General features: G+C 71.6%; 15 protein-coding genes. 5 read left to right on the top strand and 10 right to left on the bottom strand.

What is annotated here, in order from left to right:
* Positions 1-193: 193 nt before the first annotated feature.
* The 4 genes from ACWFR3_RS38165 (at position 194) to ACWFR3_RS38150 (ending at position 3,001) form a co-directional block, all read left to right on the top strand.
* Positions 194-1,837 (top strand): FAD-dependent monooxygenase, encoded by a 1,644-nt coding sequence (locus ACWFR3_RS38165; protein WP_453739293.1) that lies wholly within the window; start codon positions 194-196, stop codon positions 1,835-1,837.
* Positions 1,734-1,967, top strand: coding sequence for a putative leader peptide (locus ACWFR3_RS38160; protein WP_453739292.1), 234 nt, complete (start codon positions 1,734-1,736; stop codon positions 1,965-1,967). The genes ACWFR3_RS38165 and ACWFR3_RS38160 overlap by 104 nt, the downstream gene beginning before the upstream one ends.
* Before the next feature lie 66 nt (positions 1,968-2,033).
* Positions 2,034-2,585 carry a cysteine dioxygenase gene (locus ACWFR3_RS38155; protein ID WP_453739291.1) on the top strand — a complete coding sequence of 184 codons (552 nt, stop codon included), beginning with the start codon at positions 2,034-2,036 and terminating at the stop codon, positions 2,583-2,585.
* A complete protein-coding gene (locus ACWFR3_RS38150) occupies positions 2,582-3,001 on the top strand; it encodes a rhodanese-like domain-containing protein (RefSeq protein WP_453739290.1) in 420 nt (139 codons plus the stop codon). Before ACWFR3_RS38155 ends, ACWFR3_RS38150 begins: the two co-directional genes overlap by 4 nt.
* Positions 3,002-3,080: 79 nt before the next feature.
* Here ACWFR3_RS38150 and ACWFR3_RS38145 read toward each other — a convergent pair whose 3' ends face one another.
* From ACWFR3_RS38145 to ACWFR3_RS38120, 6 genes are all read right to left on the bottom strand, one after another.
* A complete protein-coding gene (locus ACWFR3_RS38145; protein ID WP_453739289.1) occupies positions 3,081-5,624 on the bottom strand; it encodes an FtsX-like permease family protein in 2,544 nt (847 codons plus the stop codon).
* Positions 5,621-6,316, bottom strand: coding sequence for an ArsR/SmtB family transcription factor (locus ACWFR3_RS38140; protein WP_453739288.1), 696 nt, complete (start codon positions 6,314-6,316; stop codon positions 5,621-5,623). The genes ACWFR3_RS38145 and ACWFR3_RS38140 overlap by 4 nt, the downstream gene beginning before the upstream one ends.
* Positions 6,317-6,641: 325 nt before the next feature.
* Positions 6,642-7,391, bottom strand: a complete 750-nt coding sequence (gene recX, locus ACWFR3_RS38135) for a recombination regulator RecX (RefSeq protein ID WP_453739287.1) — start codon at positions 7,389-7,391, stop codon at positions 6,642-6,644.
* A 3-nt stretch (positions 7,392-7,394) separates the two neighbouring features.
* Positions 7,395-8,519, bottom strand: coding sequence for a recombinase RecA (recA, locus tag ACWFR3_RS38130; RefSeq protein WP_453739286.1), 1,125 nt, complete (start codon positions 8,517-8,519; stop codon positions 7,395-7,397).
* A 294-nt stretch (positions 8,520-8,813) separates the two neighbouring features.
* On the bottom strand, positions 8,814-10,142 hold the full coding sequence (locus ACWFR3_RS38125; protein WP_453739285.1) for an AI-2E family transporter: 1,329 nt from the start codon (positions 10,140-10,142) through the stop codon (positions 8,814-8,816).
* Between the two features lie 104 nt (positions 10,143-10,246).
* Positions 10,247-10,441, bottom strand: a complete 195-nt coding sequence (locus ACWFR3_RS38120) for a DUF3046 domain-containing protein (RefSeq protein WP_453739284.1) — start codon at positions 10,439-10,441, stop codon at positions 10,247-10,249.
* A 79-nt stretch (positions 10,442-10,520) separates the two neighbouring features.
* Between ACWFR3_RS38120 and ACWFR3_RS38115 the strand changes: the two genes are divergently transcribed.
* Positions 10,521-11,507: a hypothetical protein gene (locus ACWFR3_RS38115; RefSeq protein ID WP_453739283.1), complete on the top strand. Its 987-nt coding sequence runs from the start codon at positions 10,521-10,523 to the stop codon at positions 11,505-11,507.
* Here the strand turns inward: ACWFR3_RS38115 and ACWFR3_RS38110 are convergent.
* From ACWFR3_RS38110 to ACWFR3_RS38095, 4 genes are all read right to left on the bottom strand, one after another.
* Positions 11,478-12,713, bottom strand: a complete 1,236-nt coding sequence (locus ACWFR3_RS38110) for a PucR family transcriptional regulator (protein ID WP_453739282.1) — start codon at positions 12,711-12,713, stop codon at positions 11,478-11,480. The two genes, ACWFR3_RS38115 and ACWFR3_RS38110, sit on opposite strands and share 30 nt — an antisense overlap.
* A 127-nt stretch (positions 12,714-12,840) precedes the next feature.
* A complete protein-coding gene (locus ACWFR3_RS38105) occupies positions 12,841-13,149 on the bottom strand; it encodes an AzlD domain-containing protein (RefSeq protein WP_453739281.1) in 309 nt (102 codons plus the stop codon).
* Positions 13,146-13,913 carry an AzlC family ABC transporter permease gene (locus ACWFR3_RS38100; protein ID WP_453739280.1) on the bottom strand — a complete coding sequence of 256 codons (768 nt, stop codon included), beginning with the start codon at positions 13,911-13,913 and terminating at the stop codon, positions 13,146-13,148. The genes ACWFR3_RS38105 and ACWFR3_RS38100 overlap by 4 nt, the downstream gene beginning before the upstream one ends.
* Before the next feature lie 44 nt (positions 13,914-13,957).
* A complete protein-coding gene (locus ACWFR3_RS38095) occupies positions 13,958-14,875 on the bottom strand; it encodes an AraC family ligand binding domain-containing protein (RefSeq protein WP_453739279.1) in 918 nt (305 codons plus the stop codon).
* Positions 14,876-14,918: the final 43 nt, after the last annotated feature.

The following is a 14,918-nucleotide window of genomic DNA, read 5'->3' as shown; positions in this document are numbered from 1 at the left end:
GGCCCTGACGCATGTACCGACCTGGTATTCCCGCGAACAGCCTCGGACGAAGTCCGGCCTCCCGTGCGTCCAGCTTGACGGCCAGGCACCCAGTCTGTTGCATACGTTCTGTGATCGCGCACCGGGCTCCAACTGTAAGTTCCTGTACGTACGTCCAGCGCTCCCGGGCCCTTGCGGCGGGAGGGTACGCACCGTGGACCCGGTGATCGTCGTCGGCGCGGGCCCCGTGGGGCTCACGCTCGCCCTGGCTCTCGCGCGTCACTCCGTACCCACCGTCGTACTCGATGAAGGTCCTGGCAAGGACGAGCAGCGGCCCGCGCGGACCGTGGTCCTGCGGGATGACACGGCCGCCCTCATGGAACGGCTCGCCGGTCACCCGTTCGGCGACCAGGATTCCGGTGCGCGGTGGGAGGGCTGGCGGTCCCTGCGACGCAAGCAGCTGATGCGGGAGATCACGTTCAGTGATGAGATGCCGGCCCCGCTCCATGTGCCCCAGCATGTGCTGACCGGTGCCCTGCGCGCGGCCATCGCCGACGAACGTCTCGTCAAGATCGCCGTGGAGAGCAAGCTCGACTCCCTGGAGCAGGACGCGGGCGGACTGACCGCCCACACGCGCGGGCCCAAGGACACCTGGTGGCGCGGCAGTTATCTGGTGGGCTGCGACGGCCCGCGCTCGACGGTGCGCAAGCTTCTCGACATCCGCTTCCCGGGGCGCACGGCCGTCGAACGACACGCCGTGGCCGCGCTGCGCACGGAACTTCCCGGGCCCGGTGAGGCGTTGTTGCATCGTGCGCCTCCGTGGCGTCACGGAGGCGCCGAGGTGACGGGTCGTCCGCTCGCCGACGGGGTGTGGCGGATCGACTGGCTGCTGCCGCCACGCGGCGATCTCGTGACGCCCGACGCCCTCGTGGTCCGCATCCGCGAGACGCTCGCGGGCTGGTGCGGGGGCTCCACACCGCCGTACGAACTGCTCGACACCGGCGTGCACACCGTCCACCACCGTCTTGCCCGACGGTGGCGGGCCGGCCGCGCCTTCCTCGCGGGGGACGCCGCGCATCTGCTCGGCGCGCTCGGCACCCAAGGGCTCGACGAAGGGCTGCGGGACGCGGACAACCTCGCCTGGAAGCTGGCCATCGCGTGGCACCACGGCGCGCGGGACGCCCTGCTCGACAGCTACCAGGCCGAGCGGCGGGCCGGCGTCGCCGCACGTCTGCGCGCGGCCGACCAGTCGCTGCCGATACTGCGGGGCGGCGGAGGCCTGCGTTCCTACGTGCCGGGGTCGGCGCGCGGGCACGACATGCTGCTCGCCGACGGCCATGTGGGGCGCGGCCCTCTCGGTGCCCCCGGATCGTACGCGGACTCACCGCTGGCGCCCGCTCCCGCCGAGTCCGAGGTGGTCGTGGGCACGGAGCCGGGGACGCCCGTGACCGATGTGCCGGTGACCGCTCCCGACGGCACCCTGGTGCGGCTGCGGGACCGGCTCGGCACGGGACACCTGCTCGTCGTCCTTGTCGCGCCCGGCACGGTCGTGTGGGAGCGGCGTCACTGGGTGACGGCCGGGATCATGCCCCGGCTCGCCGCCGCCGTATCGGCACTGCCGCACCCCGCGGAACTGCTCGTCGCGGAGAGCTACCCCGGAGCCCCCGCGCACTCGGTGCTGCTCGTCCGCCCCGACGGCCACCTGGTCATCGCGCTCGGCGGGGTACGGCCCGCCGAGCTGTATACGGCGGCCGATGCGGCCGTCGGCGGGGCGGCACCGAAGCGGCGCGCGGACCGCGCGGACACCACGGAGAAGACGGAGAGCACGGCCTCCGCGGGCCGGCCGACCACCCAGTGAACAGGAGTTGACCGGCCCGCGGCGTCATGGTCTACTCCGAAACGTGACCGACACCGATGTGCGCCTGTGGCGACGGGTCCATATGGACCTCGTCCGCTATGCGGGCTGCGTGTGTCGCCCGTCCTTCTGAATTCGCCTTTCTTCCTGCGCGCCCTCTTCTTGGCGCGCGCTTCCGCGAACTTCCGGGACGGTAGCCGTGTCTCCTTCTGTTTCTGCTTCCGCTGTTTCCTCCACGCATGCCTCCACGGCGGTGGCCGCGCCCACCGCCGCCGAGCTTCTCGACTTCGTGCGCCGCACCGCGGCCGACCCCGAGCTCATCGCCTCACTGCCGCTCGACCCCGAGGGACGCACGTGGGTGCGCCTCGAAGGGCCCGGTGGCAGCGAGGCCTGGCTGATCGGCTGGCCGCCGGGCACCGGCACCGGCTGGCACGACCACGCGGAGTCGGTCGGCGCCTTCCTCAGCGCGGCCGGCACCCTCAAGGAGAACTCCCTCGCCGCCCGGCTGCCCACCGACGGCTGGAAGACCCTGGAGCTCTCCGAAGACGTGGACCGCGAGCGTGAGTTGACGCCCGGCAAGGGCAGGGCGTTCGGCCAGAACCACGTACATGAAGTACTGAACGAATCCACGAGCGAGCACGCCGTCTCCGTGCACGCCTACTATCCGCCGCTCCCCCGCATCCGCCGCTATAGCCGTACGGGCGCGGTCCTGCGCCTGGAGTCCGTGGAGCGCCCGGAGGACTGGCAGTGAGTGAGCACTCCGTAGCGGGCCGCCCGGCAGACGCGTCTCCCGTAGGCATCGACGAGTTGCTCGATCGTGTGCGGGTCGGCCTCGACCGGGTCACCCCGGAGGAGGCGCGCGACACCGCGGCCGCGGGAGGGCTGCTGGTCGACATCCGGTACGCGGCCCTGCGCGACCGGGACGGTCTGATTCCCGGCGCCCTCGTCGTCGAGCGCAACGAACTGGAGTGGCGCCTGGACCCGCAGGGCAGTCACCGCGCCGCGGAGGCCGTCGGCCATGACCTGCGCGTCGTCGTGATCTGCAACGAGGGGTACGCGTCGAGCCTCGCGGCCGTCTCCCTGCGGCAGTTGGGGCTGCGGTACGCCACCGATCTCATCGGCGGCTTCCAGGCGTGGAAGGCGGCCGGGCTGCCCGTCGCGGGGTGAGTAACGCATCTCTCGTGGATGGGGCGTGGGTGCCCCTCTCCGGATTCGGTAAGGGGCACCCACCATTGCGTGCTGCCGCTTACTCCTTGGCCGTGGCCACCGTGACGGGGCGCGGCTTCAGGGCTGCGCGGCCCGGGAGCGCGGTCGCCACGAGGGCGAGCAGAGCCGCGACGGCGACCACGGAGACGTACACCAAGGGAGTGACCGAGGGTGCGGCACTGCCCGTCATGCCGACACTGAAGGCGGTCAGGACGGCGAGCGCGATGCCGCTGCCGATGGCCGTGCCGATGAACAGGACGGACAGCGCCTCGGTGCGCAGCATGCGCAGGACCTGGCGACGGCTCGCACCCGCGAGACGCAGCATCGCGAACTCGCGGATGCGCTCGGAGACCGACATCGCGAGCGTGTTGACGACGGCGATCGCGGTGAAGGCCAGGATCAGGCCCATGGCCAGGTAATTCACCTCGGCGTTCGCCTCCTGGCGCTCGGCCTGGAGGTTGTCGGCGGCGGCCGGGGCGAGCACGCGTACGCCCGGGAACTTCTCCACGCGTGCCGCGAGTTGTTCCTGTGTACGGTCGCTCTTGATCAGGACCGTGGCGGCGAGCGGGTTGTCGACGTGGCGGGCGACCAGGTCGTGCGCCATGGTCAGATCTCCGAACCCGAGCCCGCGCGCGTATACGGCGCTGACCTCGAGCGCGGTCTTCGTGCCGTCGCCGAGCGTGAGCTTCAGAGTGCTGCCGGGCCGCAAGCCGAGCTGATCCGCGGCCAGTTCGCTGACGGCGACGCTGCCCTTGCCGAAGCCCTGCAGGGATCCGGCGGTCACGTCCGGGTCCCAGGTGCGGGTGAGACCGGCCGTGCTGACGCCCTGCGCCGGGTACTTGTCGAGGCCTACGCGCACGGTGGTGCGCACGACTTCGGTGGCGGCCCCGACGCCTTCGGTCGTACGCAGTTGCTGCGCGGCCCCGGCCGGAACGCCGGGCCCCTGCGCCGCCAGGACCCAGTCGGCTCGGATGCCGTCGCGGGCCTGCGCGCGGGCCGCGTCGCCGAGGGTGGGCTGCACGAACAGGACGGTGCAGGTCATGCCGGTGAGCAGGGCGAGCGGGGTGACGGCCGCCGCCATCCGGGCGGCGTTGCCGCGCAGGTTGGCGTGCGCGAGGCGGCCGCCGGGGCCGGAGAGGCGCAGTGGGCCGCGGAGTACGGCAGCCGCCGCCTTGACGATGAGCGGGCCGAGGAGCGCGACGGCGCAGGAGAGGACCACGACGGCCAGGAACGTCACGGGCGTGGAGGCGGGTTCGGTGCGCAGCACGCTGAGCACGGCGACCAGCACGGCGCCGCCGGCCAGCACGACGAGCCCCGCGATGATGCGGCTCCACGCCGGACGGGTGCGCTCGACACGTGCTTCGGCGAGGGCCTCGGCCGGGCGGATACGGGCGATGCGGCGGGCCGAGACACGGGCTGCGGCCCAGGCTCCGAGCAGCGTCGCGGCCACGGCGGCGAAGAGCGGGAAGACGCTCACGGTCCGCTCCAGGGTGGCGGGGACGGCACCCATGTCCACGAACCTGCCGTGCAGCCAGCCGCCCAGCGGGATTCCGGCGAGCGCACCGCTGACGCCTGCTGCCGCGCCGACGATCAGTGCCTCGCGGCCGAGGAGCCCCCGGATCTGCTTCGGGGTGGCGGCGATGGCGCGGAGCAGGGCGAGTTCGCGGTGGCGCTGCTGCACGGAGAGGGCGAAGGTGCCGACGACCACGAGGATGGCGACGAGGAGCGAGGTGCCGCCCATCGCACCGCCCATGCTGACCAGCTTGATGCGGGCGCCCGCCGCGTCGAGGAACTCCACGGGGCCCCGGTCGTCGCCGGTGCTGACCTGCGCCTTCGTACCGGCGAGGGAGTCTGCGACCGCCTTCTTGAGCTCGGCCGTCCCGGTGCCCTTGGCCGGTACGACGCCGAGCGTGGTGATCTGGCCGGGGTGGGCGGCGAGCCGTTCGGCCTCCGCGGTGGAGAAGAAGAGGGACGTCTGGTGGGCGAGGTCGCCGCGGGCGGGGGCTGCGACACCGGTGATGCGGTAGGAGCGCGGGGCCTGTGTCGACTGGACGGTGAGGCGGTCGCCGGTCTTGAGCCGGGCGCTCTCGGCGAGGCCGCGATCGATGACGAGGTCGCCGGTGGCGCGCGGGGCCGCTCCGTCGACGAGACGGAAGGGCGTCAGCGCGGCCGACTCCCAGGCGTGGCCGTACGCGGGTTTGCCGGCGAGGTCACCGGCCTCGGAGGTCAACGGCACGGCGAGGAAGGTCAGCTCGGAGATGACTTTGCCGACGCCCTGCACGCCTCTGAGCTTGTCCGTCGTGTCATCCGGCAGCCAGGCCCGCTCGGCGATCGGCTTGGCCTTGTGCTTGACCTTGGTCTTGCCCTTCTTGTGCTTGACGGTGGTCTTGTGGACGTTCTGGTCGGCGGAGACGACCACGGGGGCCGCGGCGTAGCGCTCGGTCCGGATGGTGCCGCGCAGGCCGGTCTCCAGGAGGGTGCCGCAGGCCGTGATGAGCGCGGCGGCGCACATCAACGCCAGGAAAGCGCCGAGGAATCCACCCTTTCGGTCCCGGACTGTCTGCAGTGCGTAGCGGAGCATCATGAGGTCGCCTCGGGCTCGGAGGGAGGAGAGGGGGAGAGGGAGGATTCGTCGATCTCTGCGGGGGCGTCGATCGTTGCGGAGGTGTCGGCCGTTGCGGGCTCGTCGGTCGGCTCCGGCGCCGGGAAGGCAAGGAGCCGCGTGAGTACGGTGCGGGCGTCTGCCGGGGTCTGCGCGTCGGGGCGCTTGTAGCGGTTGAGCAGGGCGATGTACTCCTCGAAGAACTCGCGGAGTTCGGGCAGCGTCAGCCGGATCGTGCCGCGCGAGTACGCAAACGCGTCGGCCCACTCACCGAGTCCGGCGCCGCCCTCTCGCTGAAGCTGCTCGAAAAGCTCCAGGTCTGCGGCGTACGAGAGGTGGTTCAACTCGTCCATGACGAGCCGCGTCTCGGCGTTCTGCTTGCTGCGCGGCGGGAAGCGCCGGTCGCCGGGGATCGCGCGCCACCAGCGTTCACGCCCATGGCCCGCGTCCCCGGTCTCCTCGACGAAGCCGTAGCGGGCGAGCTCGCGCAGGTGGTAGCTGGTGGCGCCGGTATTGAGGCCGAGCGCCCTGGCGAGCGTCGCGGAGGTGGCCGGGCCGTGCGCGGTGAGGTGCTGCAGCATCTGCTGGCGCCGGGGCTGCGCGAGCGCCTTGAGGACACGGAGGTCGCTCAGCTCCTCGGGCGCACCGTCAGTAGTGCCGGGTTCCTTTGCCATGCGTACACAGTCGTCTGTGCACAGGTTCCTTTGCAGTGCGGCGGACCGGCGTCTTCAGTGGGGGGTTAACCCCACCTTGCGGGCGGGGAGGGGGAGTTGAGCTGGGCGTAAGCCCGCTCGGTACGAGTCCCTCGCAGGTTCGGCGCGAACCCGGCGCGTGCCACGTTGGCCCGCGTCCGCGCCGGCCGCCCGCATCGCCACCGGCCACCGTGTTCGAGGCCCCTCATCGGCACGCCCCGGCGGAACGCGAAAGGGCCGGGCCGCGGTTCGCACCGCGCTGCCCGGCCCAGACCCGGGCCCCACCCCCGCGAGGGCCCTGGTCAGCTCAATCCCCGTCGTACCCCAAGTCCTCCGCGTCCTCGCCCTCTTCCTCGATTGCCTGCCGGACGATCCGGAGTGCCAGGCCTTCCGAGTAGCCCTTGCGAGCGAGCATGCCCGCGAGGCGGCGCAGCCGCTTGTCGCGGTCGAGACCCCGCGTGGCACGGAGCTTGCGGGCCACGAGCTCGCGTGCGGTCGCCTCTTCCTGCTCCGAGTCCAGCTGTCCGACGGCCTCCTCGATCAGCACGGCGTCCACGCCCTTCGTGCGCAGCTCCTGTGCGAGCGCCCGCCGGGCCAGGCCCCGGCCGTGGTGCCGGGACTCCACCCACGCGCCCGCGAAGGCTCCGTCGTTGATCAGGCCGACCTCTTCGAAGCGGGTCAGTACCTCGTCCGCCACGTCGTCCGGGATGTCCCGCTTGCGCAGCGCGTCCGCCAACTGTTTGCGCGTGCGCGGGGTCCCGGTGAGCAGCCGCAGACAGATCGCCCGCGCCTTCTCACCCGGATCCGCTGTCGGCGGCTCCCCCTTCTCGGCCCTCGACGAGAAAGGGGGACCGCTGTCCTGTGAACCGTCACCCCGGCCTTCACCGAAGCCACCACGCCGCCGGCGGCCCCTCCGGCCGCCGCCCCCGCGGAACCCGGTGCCGTCACCGGCCTGGTCGGCGCCGCCCTGATCCGCACCGTCCGCGAGGCCTCGGCCCGCGGGGTCGGTGTGGTGCTCGGGGGTGATCTGGTCCGCCCAGTCCGTGCGCCGCGTCATGGATCAGCTCTTGGCCGCGGCGGCCTTGGGCTTGGTGGCCTTGGTCGCCGGCGCGGGCACCGTCTTCGTGGCGTCCTCGACCGCCGCACCCGGCGCGTCCTTGGCCGGCTCGGCAGCCGGCTCCTCCGTCGGCTTCACGCCGACGCCCAGCTTCTCCTTGATCTTCCGCTCGATCTCGTTGGCGAGATCGGGGTTGTCCTTCAGGAAGTTGCGGGCGTTCTCCTTGCCCTGGCCGAGCTGGTCGCCCTCGTACGTGTACCAGGCGCCGGCCTTGCGGACGAAGCCGTTCTCCACGCCCATGTCGATCAGGCCGCCCTCGCGGCTGATGCCCTGGCCGTAGAGGATGTCGAACTCGGCCTGCTTGAAGGGCGGCGCGACCTTGTTCTTGACGACCTTGACGCGGGTGCGGTTGCCGACCGCGTCCGTGCCGTCCTTCAGGGTCTCGATGCGGCGGATGTCGAGACGCACCGAGGCGTAGAACTTCAGCGCGCGGCCACCGGTCGTGGTCTCCGGGGAGCCGAACATCACGCCGATCTTCTCGCGGAGCTGGTTGATGAAGATCGCGGTGGTCTTGGACTGGTTGAGCGCACTGGTGATCTTCCGGAGCGCCTGGCTCATCAGACGGGCCTGCAGACCCACGTGCGAGTCGCCCATCTCGCCCTCGATTTCCGCGCGCGGCACCAGGGCCGCGACGGAGTCGATGACGATCAGGTCGAGCGCGCCGGAGCGGACCAGCATGTCGACGATCTCCAGAGCCTGCTCGCCGTTGTCCGGCTGGGACAGGATCAGGTTGTCGATGTCGACGCCCAGCTTCTTCGCGTACTCGGGGTCGAGTGCGTGCTCGGCGTCCACGAAGGCGACGGCGCCGCCCGCGCGCTGTGCGTTCGCCACGGCGTGCAGCGTCAGCGTCGTCTTACCGGAGGATTCCGGTCCGTACACCTCCACCACACGGCCGCGCGGGATGCCGCCGACGCCGAGCGCGACGTCGAGCGCGGTCGAGCCGGTGGGGATGACCTCGATGGGGTCGTTCGGCCGCTCGCCCATGCGCATCACTGCGCCCTTGCCGAATTGCCGTTCAATCTGTGCGAGGGCGGCTTCGAGCGCCTTCTCGCGGTCGGTTCCTGCCATGGGTTCCACCCGATTTGCTTGTGTCGATCGCTTCACGTCAATGACGCTAGCGCCTGCCACTGACAATCCGCCCCGACGGCCGTCCGGCCTGTGGATAACTCGGGGCGATCGCCCCGCCGAAAACCGCCGGAGCCCCAGGGATCCCCCCGCGAAAACCCCGGGAAAACGCCGCCAGGCAACCCATAAGAATGGATGTTCGATTTTGGTGTCAAGCGCACCACGCGGCTCCACCGAGAGTACGGAAGGGTTCGGTCCGCAGGGCGTACATCGGCCTCCCGACCCTCCGTGCCGCGCCTACTGACGCTCGCCGGGCCCTGATTCCGGGCCGTGGTCCGGTGCGGTGTCGGGGCTCGCACCCGAAGCTTCCTCGGCCGCGATCTCGGCCTCCGAACTCGCCCCCGGATGGTTCGGTGCGCGCATGGCGCGCCGCATGCGCGTGAGGAGGGACGCTCCGCCCTTGCGCCGGTGCCCGTGCACGCGCGGGTCGTCCGTGACGTCGTACCGCTTCACGTACGCCCCCAGGAAGGCCTGCAGGGTCGCGATCGCCGGGATGGAGATCAGGGCGCCGACCGCGCCGAGGAGTGCCGTGCCCGCGATGACCGACCCGAAGGCGACCGCCGGGTGGATGTCGACGCTCTTGGCGGTGAGCTTGGGCTGCAGGACGTAGTTCTCGAACTGCTGGTAGACCACCACGAAGATCAGCACCCACAGCGCGTACCAGGGATCGACCGTGAAGGAGATCAGCATCGGCAGCGCGCCCGCCAGATACGTGCCGATGGTGGGGATGAACTGCGAGACCAGGCCGACCCACACCGCGAGCACGGGTGCGTACGGCACGCCGAGGGCCTGCAGCAGGACGTAGTGCGCGATTCCGGAGATCAGTGCCATCAGACCGCGCGAGTAGAGATAGCCGCCGGTCTTGTCGACCGCGATCTCCCAGGCGCGGAGCACCTCGGCCTGCCGGGCGGGCGGCAGCACCGAGCAGAGCGCGCGCCGCAGCCGCGGTCCGTCGGCCGCGAAGTAGAACGAGAACAGCATGACCGTCAGGAGCTGGAAGAGGCCGCCGAGGACCTGCGCCGACACGTCCAGGACGCCGCTGGCGCTGTTCTGCACGTACTTCTGCAGCCAGTCCGAGTGGACCAGGCTGTCCTGGATCTCGACCCGGGAGAGCTCCGTGTGGAAGGTCTGGTTGATCCAGCTGATGACGTCGTCGAGGTACTCGGGGAAATCCTCGACCATGTCCACGATCTGGCCCGCGAGCATCGACCCCATGAGCGTGATGAAGCCGGCGCTCGCGATCAGGACGCCGAGAAAGACCAGGAAGGTGGCGAAGCCCCTGCGCAGCCCGCGCGCGGCCATCCAGCTCACCGCGGGCTCGACCGCGAGCGCCAGGAAGAACGCGATCAGGATGTTGATCAGCAGCCCGGTCAGCTGGTGGAAGGCCCAACTGCCCAGCTGGAAACAGGCGATGAGCGCGAGGGCGAGCACCATGGCGCGCGGCAGCCAGCGCGGCATACTTGCGGCCCGCCCGCTGCCCGCCCCGTTCGGGGGCTGTGCGGGCGGCGTCGTGCCGAGCGGAGCTGCGTCCTGAGTGACCTGCGCGGTCTCGTCTGTCGATGCCACGGGATCAGTCTCGCCCACCCCACCGGCATTCAGCCGCCGCCCCCGTGTCTTCGCGCCCGTCAGAGCCCGGGACGGGCCGCCGGCGGGCGGCGAACTGTCCGCCCTCAGCGCTTGTCGGCCGGTACGTCCATCGCCGTGCACACGGCACGCCAGACGTCCTTGGCGTCCCAGCCAGCGTCCAGTGCCTGGTGCACCGTGCGCCCGCCGAGCTCCGCCATCACGTGATCGCGAGCGAACGAGTCCGCGTACCCCTGTCCGAAGTGGGCAGCCATCCGCTCCCAGAAAATCGTCAACCGCATGCGTTCAGTATCACGCCCTTGAGAGTGCAGCCGGACGCAGGGGGCTTACCGAAGGCGCTTTCCGGCCTACGGTCTGTGCATGGCCGAAACCGGAGCATCCCCGCACGCCGCGCCCTCGCCGGTCGCACGCGCCGAGCACTTCGTCTGGCTCACCGCGCGCGTCCTCGAGCAGCGGCGGTTCGCGTACCACTTCCTGAACACCGCGGGCGGTGCCGGACCCGACCCGCTGGCCGACGCGGTCGAGAGCGCCCTGACCGCGTACGCCACCGCGGACGGCGGGTACGGGTACGCGCTCCAACCGGATCTGCGCGGCCCCGTGAGCCAGCCCCTGCACGCCGGGCACGCGCTGCGCGTCCTGGATTCCGTCCGGCGCTGCGGCGGGCAGCGGGTGGAGCGCGTGTGCCGCTACCTGACCTCGGTTTCGACGTCCGACGGCGCGCTTCCTGCGATCCATCCCAGCCAGCGCGGCTACCCCTCGGCCCCGTTCATGCCCGTGGTGGACGATCCGCCGAGCGAACTCCTGACCACCGGCCCCGTAGTGGGCCTGTTGCACCGCAACGAGGTCTGGCACGCCTGGCTTTTCAGAGCCACAGACTTCTGCTGGGCCGCCGTGGAGTCCCTCGAGAAGTCCCACCCCTACGAGATCCAGGCGGCCGTCGCGTTCCTCGACGGCGTACCCGACCGGCCTCGCGCGCAGGCGGCCGCCGACCGCATCGGCAGGATCGTGCGGGAGCAGCGCCTCGTGGCGCTCGACCCCGGACAGCTGGACGCGTATCCCGTGGCGCCGGGCTACGCACCGGGCGAGCATCACTTCGCGCACGACTACGCGAAGGCGCCCGAGTCGCTCGCGCGCGCGTGGTTCACCGACGCGGAGATGGCACGCTCCCTGGACTTCCTCGAGCAGGAGCAGCAGGAGGACGGCGGCTGGCCGATACTCCCCCATGGCTCAACGCGCGGGGGGACCCCCCTGCGGCAGTGGGCCCCGGGCAGCGCCCTCGAAGCGCGCCCGATCGTCACCATCGAGGCGCTGCGCACGCTACGGGCGTACGGGCGGCCCATCTCCTGAGCTGGCTCCATCTCCTGAGCGGGCCCCATCTCCTGAGGGGGCCTCCTCCGCTTCCCTCAGGAGCAGCGCGGCGATGGCCAGTGCCGTGCCGCGCGGCGACGACAGGTCGATGCCGGTACGTTCGCCGATCTTCGCGAGACGGTTGTCGACGGTGTTGGGATGCAGGCCGAGGGCGGCGGCGGTCGCCCTGCGCTCCTGCTGCTGGGCGAGGTGGATGCGCAGCGTCTCCAGGAGTTCGGGACGGTCGGCGACCGGGTCGAGCAGCGCGGAGATGAGGTGGCTGCTCTCGTTGCGGCGGGAGAGGTGGTACTCCAGGAGCACGTCGTCCATGCGGTGCAGTCCGGGAGGCATCCCGCACGCGCGCGTGATGCGCAGTATCTCGGTCGCGGTGCGGGCCGCGTCGGTCACGGCTTCGGGCCCGGCCGCATCCACGGCGGCCACCCGTACGGGAAGGCCGCAGGCCTTGCTCAAGCGGCGCGGCAGGTCTTCGGGCGGCCGGCACTCCTTGGGCACGACGACCCGCCCGCCACCGGCCTCCAGGAGCGCGAGCACCTCCACGTCGAAGGCATGGTCGAGGGCGCTCTGCACACGCCGCAGCCGCCGCCGTACCGCTACGGGGCCTTCGGCCGGCGCCCCGTCGAGGCCGACCGCGAGGACGAGCGCCGGCCCCGCCAGGCGCAGCTGGTCGAGGAGCACGTGGCCGGGCGGCACCATGCCGTCGAGCAGGCCGCGCACCAGCGAACTGCGCTGGGCGCGCTGTTCGGCCTCCAGCGCGGAACGTTCGTCCAGGTAGGTCTCGGCCACGGTCCCCACGATGGCGGGGTGCGACTGCAGCAGCACGTCCACGAGTTCGACCAGCGCCGCTTCCTCGCCGGGGCGTGCCACATCGCGCAGCGCCTGCCACAGGACGTAGAGCCCCAGAGCGTGCGTACGCAGCAGAAGGTGCAGCGGCATGCCCTCTTCCGCGCGCTGCGCGGCCCGCTCGCGGAAGACCCGGTGACTGCCCGGCTGATCGGTGACGCGGCGCAGGAAGAGGCGCACTCCGTGGCGTGCGGTCGCCGCTATCTCCAGGTCCTTCACGTCGTCGGGGAGCTCCGCGTATCCGGGCAGTTCCTCGAACGACTCACGGGCCATCCTGCGGGCCAGTTCATTGACCCCGGGCTCACAGCGCGCCGCGAGGGCCCTGGCTTCGGAGGACAGCGCCACGGTGTCTCCTCTCCAGGGGGCGGGCCGTCTCCTCTCCAGGGGCGGGCCGCGATTGTGACGCGTCACATTACCCACGGGGTCTGTGCACGACGGGATCGGGTGTCCGGGGCCGCGGGGAGGGCAACGGTCAGCCCGTGAGGGCGCGCACCCCCGCGGTGACGACCACGGCCGCGCCGATGACGACGAGGAACGGGGCACGCAGCAGCAGAGCCACAGCGGCCGCCGCGAGCCCCAGCGCCTTGGCGTCGAGTTGCAGGACCCGCCCGTCGGCGAAGGCCTGCTGAGCCGTGAGCGCGGCCAGCAGCGCCACGGGCAGCAGGGCGGCCATGCGCTTGACGAGCGGGCGTTCCAGGGCGCCCGCGGGCACCAGCAGGCCCGCGAGCTTGACGAGGTAACAACCGACGATGGTCACGCCGATCGCGATCCAGATGTTCAACGGTCTTCCTTCTGGCCTTCGTTGTGCGGTTCGTCGCGGCGTGCGTCTTCCTCGGCGCCTGTCTTGGCGGCGCCCTTGCGGCCCTCCGCATAGAGCACGGCGGGCGCGGCAAGTGCGGCCACCAGGACGGGCACCCCGGCGGGCAGTATGGGCAGCAGGCCGAGCCCCAGGACGACCGCGATCGCCGCCACGGCCCGCTCCGTGGTCGTACGCAGCATCGGCGCGAGGAGTGCCAGGAAGACCGCGGGTCCTGCGGCGTCCAGCCCCCACGCGTCGGTGTCGCCGATGGCCTCGGCGCCGAGCGCGCCGAGCAGCGTGGTGAGGTTCCACAGCAGGTAGAGGCTCAGTCCGGTGACCGTGAAGCCGATGCGGGCAGCGCGCCGTGTCGGCTGTGCGAGCGAGACGGCGGTGGTTTCGTCGATGACCCAGTGGGCGGCGAACGGGCGCACCGCGCGCGGGAGGGCCAGGAGCTGCGAGAGCCGCAGTCCGTAGAACGCGTTGCGTACGCCGAGGAAGAAGGCACCCGCCGCGGCGGTGAACGGGTTTCCGCCGCCCGCGAGCGCCCCGACCAGCGCGAACTGCGAGGCACCGGTGAAGACCAGCAGGCTGAGCGCGCAGGTCTGCAACACGGTGAGACCGCCGCCCGCCGAGGTCACCCCGAAGGCGAAGCCGGAGAGTCCGACGGCGACCCCGACGCCGAGGGCGTCGCGTACCACGGCGGAATCGGGTTTCTCCGGTGTGCGGTCGCCTGAGTCGCCTGTCATGTCTTCCGGGAGCCCTGCTGTCACGTCTGCCGACAGGCCGGCTGTTATATCTGCGGGTGTCGTCTGTTCTGCCACACGCCGGACGGTACGAGCAGGTCCGACACCCCGTCTTGTACGTTCTTGCGCTCGCGTCCTTGTACGTTCTTGCGCTCGCGCTGATAGGCCCCGGGCGGCACCCCGACGATCCTCGCGAAGTGCCGGTTGAGGTGCGGCTGGTCGGTGAAGCCCACGGCGACGGCCGCCTCAGCGGGCGCCGTCCCCGCGTCCAGGAGGCGCCGTGCGGCGCGCACGCGCGCATCGGTGAGCCATGTGTGCGGAGGCATCCCGTACGCGTCGCGGAAGGCCCGCAGAAGGGGGAACGGGCCGACCCCGAGATCGGCGGCGAGCCGCTCCAGGCTCGGCGGGTCGGCGAGACGCTCCTCGAGGACGCCACGCGCGCGTGCCGCGGTCCTCGCGCCCGCCGTGCGCACGGCGCGCTCGGGAAGCGTTCCCCCGTTCAGCCGCAGCAGCCGGGTCACGGCCACCCGCAGCAGCGTGTCGGCGGCGAGCGCGTTGCCCTCCTCCGCGGCACGCAGCACCCGGTGGACGAGAGTCACCGCGTACGGGTCATCGAGCACCGGACGGACGAAGCCGGGGGTCCCGCGGATGGTGGTGGTCTCGGCGGCGATGGCGGCGACCAGCTCCGGCGACGGATAGACCACCCCGTACCGCCATCCCTCGGGCCCACCGGCGCGGCCCGTGTGCATGGTGTCGGGGTTGATCAGGGCGACGGTTCCGGGCCCCGCGTGCTGATCGGCACCGCCGTGGTGGAAGACGTCGACGCCCTCCGCGATCGCGGCGATCACGAAGTGCTCATGCGTGTGCCGCACGAACGTCTTGCTGATGTAGTGGGCACGCAGCAGGTCGACCCCGGGCAGCTCCGCGTACCGCCAGTGCCGCGCCTGCTCCGCCGAACCCGCCATGACCCCATTCTGCGCCAGCCACGCAAACCCCTTTTCCGCAGGT

This window comes from Streptomyces sp. NPDC055189, from assembly GCF_053606765.1.
Note: the sequence above shows the minus strand (reverse complement) of the source record. Positions and strands in the feature narration are given on the sequence as shown.

Excerpts from the sequence above, each read along its gene's own strand:
- ACWFR3_RS38160 (WP_453739292.1), top strand. The coding sequence starts at position 1,734 with ATGCGGCCGTCGGCGGGGCGGCACCGAAGCGGCGCGCGGACCGCGCGG.
- ACWFR3_RS38145 (WP_453739289.1), bottom strand. The coding sequence starts at position 5,624 with ATGATGCTCCGCTACGCACTGCAGACAGTCCGGGACCGAAAGGGTGGA.
- ACWFR3_RS38140 (WP_453739288.1), bottom strand. The coding sequence starts at position 6,316 with ATGGCAAAGGAACCCGGCACTACTGACGGTGCGCCCGAGGAGCTGAGC.
- recX (WP_453739287.1), bottom strand. The coding sequence starts at position 7,391 with ATGACGCGGCGCACGGACTGGGCGGACCAGATCACCCCCGAGCACCAC.
- recA (WP_453739286.1), bottom strand. The coding sequence starts at position 8,519 with ATGGCAGGAACCGACCGCGAGAAGGCGCTCGAAGCCGCCCTCGCACAG.
- ACWFR3_RS38120 (WP_453739284.1), bottom strand. The coding sequence starts at position 10,441 with ATGCGGTTGACGATTTTCTGGGAGCGGATGGCTGCCCACTTCGGACAG.
- ACWFR3_RS38115 (WP_453739283.1), top strand. The coding sequence starts at position 10,521 with ATGGCCGAAACCGGAGCATCCCCGCACGCCGCGCCCTCGCCGGTCGCA.
- ACWFR3_RS38100 (WP_453739280.1), bottom strand. The coding sequence starts at position 13,913 with ATGACAGGCGACTCAGGCGACCGCACACCGGAGAAACCCGATTCCGCC.
- ACWFR3_RS38095 (WP_453739279.1), bottom strand. The coding sequence starts at position 14,875 with ATGGCGGGTTCGGCGGAGCAGGCGCGGCACTGGCGGTACGCGGAGCTG.